Origin of the sequence: Neoroseomonas rubea, assembly GCF_016106015.1 — a bacterium.
In the GTDB taxonomy this organism is placed as follows: Bacteria; Pseudomonadota; Alphaproteobacteria; order Acetobacterales; family Acetobacteraceae; genus Neoroseomonas; species Neoroseomonas rubea.
Genome location: NZ_JACADQ010000329.1, coordinates 1 through 4,735, shown reverse-complemented (window position 1 = coordinate 4,735; position 4,735 = coordinate 1). Strand labels below are relative to the sequence as shown.

Here is a 4,735-nt window from a genome sequence, read left to right as displayed (position 1 = left end):
GCGTCGTTCACGCCGTCGCCGACCATCGCGGTCGGCGCGCGCGCGGCCTCGCGCCGCACGGCCTCGATCTTGTCCGCCGGCGCCTGGCTCGCCAGCACGGCATCGAGCCGCAGCGCGCGCCCGATCGGCGCTGCCGCCGCCGCGCGATCGCCGGTCAGGAGCAGGATCCGCTCGACCCCCAGCGCCCGCAGCCGACGCACCGCGCGCGGTGCATCGCGACGCACGCCGTCGGCCATCACGAAGGCCGCCGCCGCGTGGCCATCGACCGCGAGCCAGGCGACCGACCCCGCCGCCGCCGCGACCTGCGCGGTGATGCCGAAGCCGTCGCGCGGCACGATCCCCGCGGCCTGCAGGAACCCCTCCGAGCCGAGCATGAGCGCGCGGCCATCGACGATGCCCGTCAGCCCGCCGCCCGCCGTCTCCGCGACGCTTTCGGGCGGCGGCGGCACGATGCCGCGCGCGGTCGCGGCGGCGACGAGCGCGGTCGAGACCGGATGCGTCGAGCCTTGCGCGAGCGTCGCGGCAAGGCGCAGCGCGCCGTCGCGGCCGGGATCCGGCGCGGCATCGATCGCCGCGAGCCGGGGATGCCCCGGCGTCAGGGTGCCGGTCTTGTCGAACAGGACGGTCCGAACCCGCGCCAGGCGTTCCAGCGCGCCGCCGCCCTTCACGACAATGCCGCGCCGCGCCGCCCGCCCGATCCCGGCGATCAGCGCAACCGGCGCGGCGAGGATGAGCGGGCAGGGCGTCGCCACCACCAGCACCGACAGCGCGCGCGCCGCGTCGCCGCTGACGAGCCAGGCGCCGGCGGCGACGGCCGCCGTCAGCAGGATGAACCCCACCGCCCAGCGGTCAGCGAGCCGCACCAGCGGCGCGCGCACCGCTGCCGCATCGCGCGTCAGGCGAATGATCGCGGCATAGGTGCTCGCCGCAGCGTCATGGTCCGCACGCAGGCGGAAGGTCGCGCCCGCATTGACGGACCCGCTGCGCAGCCGGTCGCCGCGCCGCGCCTCGACCGGTTGCGCCTCGCCGGTCAGCGCGCTGTCGTCGAGCACGGCGCCGGTGTCCTCCAGCCGCCCGTCGGCCGGCACTGTTTCCCCGGGGCGAACCAGCAGCAGGTCGCCGGGGCGGATCGCCGCGACGTCGATCTCCTCCACGGCATCGTCCAGGATCCGTGCGGCACGGCGTGGCGCGCGGGCAACGAGTTCGGTGAGCGCCGCGCGTGCACGCCCCTCCGCCCAGGCCTCGAGCGCCTCGCCGCCGGCGACCATCATGCCGATCACCGCGGCCGTCGCGGCCTCCCCCAACGCGACCGCGCCGAGGATGGCGAAGAGCGCCACGGCATCGACGCCGAGCCGGCCGCCGATCAGCGCACGCGCCAGGCCGATCGCGACATGCGCGGCGATCGGCACGGCGGATGCCGTCCACACCCAGCCCGCGGCCTCCGGCGCGCCGGCAAGCCGGCAACCGATGCCGGCCGCGAGGCCGCCGATGCTCCAGGCGAGGAGGAGATATCGCTGCATGCGTGGCCACCATAGGGGCTTCTGGCCATAATGCCGCCGCCGCGCCCTGCCGGGCTTGTTCGACCTCAAGCGGCGTCGGGTCGCCCCGCGATGGGCTCGGCGAGCAGCACCGGGATGCGCAGCCGCGCCGCGAGGCGCTGCGCCATGGCGGCCATCGCCTCCGATTCGTTCGGCAGGATGATCAGGCGCGCGCGCTGTCCGGCGAGCGCGGCCTCGATCGCCTCGGCATCGCGTCGCGCGATGTGACGCGTCGCCGCACCCTCCGGCTCCCCGGCATCCGTCTCGGCCAGGACCAGGAGCCTCTCGCCCGCCGCCCTGGCCAAGCCCATCGCGAGGTCGAGCCCGGTGCGCGCATCATGCGGCGCGAGGACCGCGACCGCACCGCGGTCCCGCACCGGACGGGGCGGCAGCACGAGGACCGATGCGGCGCAGCCGAAGGCCGCGCGATGGCTGCCGGCGACCGATCGGCATGCGAAATCCGCCCCCGCGGCGAAGCCGGTCGCCAGGATGTCGCGCGGCGCCGCCTGGGCCACGAGCATGGATGCCGGGTCGCCGCGCAGCCGCTCGAAGCGCGCGGCCTGCCCGAGTGCCGTCACCTCGGCTTCCAGCTGGCGGCGGGCGCGTTCCGCCAGGCCCGCCATCTCGCCGAGGATCCGCTCGGGCTCGGCCGCGGCCCAGCGTCCCGCCGGCAGGCGGTACTCGCGCGCGCCGGCAAGCTGCGCCAGTTGTTCGTCCTCGACGAATATCCCGACCAGGTCCAGGCCGAGCAGTGCCCCGAACTCGGCTGCTGCGCGCAGCGCGCCGCCATCGCCGGCGAGGTTGCCGAGGTCGAGCAGCAGTCGGCGGCGCGCGTCGATCATGGCTTGGCGGCCCGCAGCGCGGCCTCCTCGCTGCCGACCCAGCGCCGGCGCAGCGCGGCGAAGCGCCTCAGCCGCGCCTCGACGCGCCGGTTGACCGAGCCTTCTGCGAAGGCGCCATCGGCCATCCGCGCCCCCGCCGGCAGGCCGGTCAGCAGGGCGAGCGCCTCATCCGCCGTCGCCACGGCATGCACCGCGAAGCGTCCGTCCCGGCAGGCCGCGACGACGTCCGGGTCCAGCATCAGGTGCCGCGCATTCGCCGCCGGAATGATGACGCCCTGCGTCCCGGTCAGCCCACGCGCCGCGCAGAGGTCGAAGAAGCCCTCAATCTTCTCGTTCACGCCGCCGATCGCCTGCACCAGCCCCTGCTGGTCGACCGATCCGGTGATGGCGAGGTCCTGCCGCAGCGGCACCTCGGCCAGCGCCGAGAGCAGGGCGCAGAGTTCCGCGCAGGACGCGCTGTCGCCTTCCACCCCCGAATAGGATTGCTCGAACACAAGGCTAGCCTGGAGCGACAGCGGTTCGTCCCGCGCATAGCGCGCGGCCAGGAAGCCCGAAAGGATCAGCACGCCCTTGCTATGCAGCGGGCCGCCAAGCTCGACCTCCCGCTCGATGTCGACTATGCCGGTGCTGCCAGGCCTGACGCGCGCCGTGATCCGCGATGGCCGCCCGAAGGCATGCCCCCCCATATCGAGCACGCTGAGGCCGTTCACCTGGCCTTCCCGGGCGCCTGCTGTCTCGACGCGCAGCACGCCATCGATCGTCGCGGCGTGCAGTCGTTCCTGCACGCGCGCGGCGCGGTGGCGGCGCGCGGCCAGGGCGGCCTCCACCTCCGCCGCACCGGCCTTCGCCTTGCTCGCCGTGCGCGCCCGCTCGCCGGCCTCGATCGCGACGTCGCGCAGCGGTTCGGGCAGAAGGGCGAGCCGCCCCGCATCGCCGGCGATCCGCGCAGCATGTTCGACGATGCGCGCGAGGCCGGCCTGCTCGATCGGCACCCCGGCCTCGGCTTCGATACCCGCCGCGACGATGCGCGCGAGCGCCGCCTCGTTCTCCGGCGTGCGATCCATCACCTCGTCGAAGTCGGCCAGCACCTTGAAATGCTGGTCGAGGTCCGGGTCGAACTCGGCGAGCAGATAGTAGAGATGCCGGTCGCCATGCACCACGACGCGCAGGTCGAGCGGGATCGGGTCCGGTTCGAGCGAGACGGTGCCCGCCATGCCCACGAAGCGCTGCATGTCCTCGATGACGATGCGCCCCGCGCTGAGCGCGCGCTTGAGCGCGGCCCAGCTGAACGGCTCGGTCAGCAGGCCGCGGGCATCGATCAGGAGCACGCCGCCATTGGCGCGGTGCAGCGCGCCGGCCTTGATCAGGCGGAAGCTGGTGAGCAGCGCCCCCTGCCGCGCCACATGCTCGACGCGGCCGATCAGGTTGCCGAGCGTCGGATTCATCTCCTCCACCACCGGCGCGCCGTCCGTGTCGGGATCCTGCGTGACGAGGACGTTGGCGCCGTAGCGCTCGCGCAGCCCGGCGCCCCGCGCGTTGCCCGGCACCGTCTCCGCTTCGGGGTCCTCGCCGAGGAACAAATGGAGGTTCTCGACGATGTCGGCGCGGATGGTCGCGATGTGCCGCACGATGTCCGGCAGGTCGGCGAAGGCGGCGAGCAGTTCCTCGACCTCCTGGTCGACGACGATGCGCGCGGCCTCCTGGTCGAGTTGCCGGACGGCCTCCCGGCGCTCCTTCTCGAGCTTCGGGATGGCGCGGAGCGTTTCCTCGAGTTCCTTCTCGACCGCCGCCATCACCTGGCGGGCGGCCTCGCGCTCGGTCTCCGGCCAGCCCGCGAAATCCTCGGGCGGGACGACCTTGCCCTCGCGCGCGGGCGCGACGGCGAAGCCCATCGGCGTGCGCAGGATGGCGACGCCGTCCTTCGCGGCCTTTTCGCCCAGCGCCTGGAAGGCCTGTTCCGCACGGCCGTGGAAGGTCGCCTCGATGGCGCCGCGGCGGCGCTGGTGGTCCTCGCCTTCCAGCACGGCCGGCAGGCCGGCACGCAGGTCCTCGACCAGCGTCTCCAGCGCCTTCGCGAAGGCCGGTGCGCGGCCCGCCGGCAGGCGCAGCGCCGTCGGCCGGTGCGGCGCTGCGAAATTGTGCATGTAGACCCAGTCGTCCGGCCGCGGGCGGCCGCGGGCGGCTTCCCGCATCCGCGCGGCCAGCGAATCCTTGATGCGTGCCGCAGCCGGCCCGATCGCGAAGATATTGAAGCCGCGGGCGGCCGTGCCGACGCCGAGCGCGAGCGCGGCCGCCGCGCGCGGCTGGAGCGCGAGGCGGTCGGCCTCGGGCGCGATCCCGTCGCCCACGCTGCCC

At 74.8% G+C, this 4,735-nt stretch carries 3 protein-coding genes; all 3 read right to left on the bottom strand.

The window, feature by feature from the left end; all coding sequences use genetic code 11:
• On the bottom strand, positions 1-1,520 hold a 1,520-nt coding region (locus tag HW577_RS20985; RefSeq protein ID WP_198378070.1), incomplete at its 3' end, for a heavy metal translocating P-type ATPase.
• Positions 1,521-1,585: 65 nt separating this feature from the next.
• Complete coding sequence (locus tag HW577_RS20980; RefSeq protein ID WP_198378069.1) at positions 1,586-2,380, bottom strand: hypothetical protein; 795 nt, start codon at positions 2,378-2,380, stop codon at positions 1,586-1,588.
• A partial coding sequence (locus HW577_RS20975) for a Lon protease family protein (RefSeq protein ID WP_198378068.1) occupies positions 2,377-4,735 on the bottom strand: 2,359 nt, incomplete at its 5' end. The genes HW577_RS20975 and HW577_RS20980, both read right to left, overlap by 4 nt.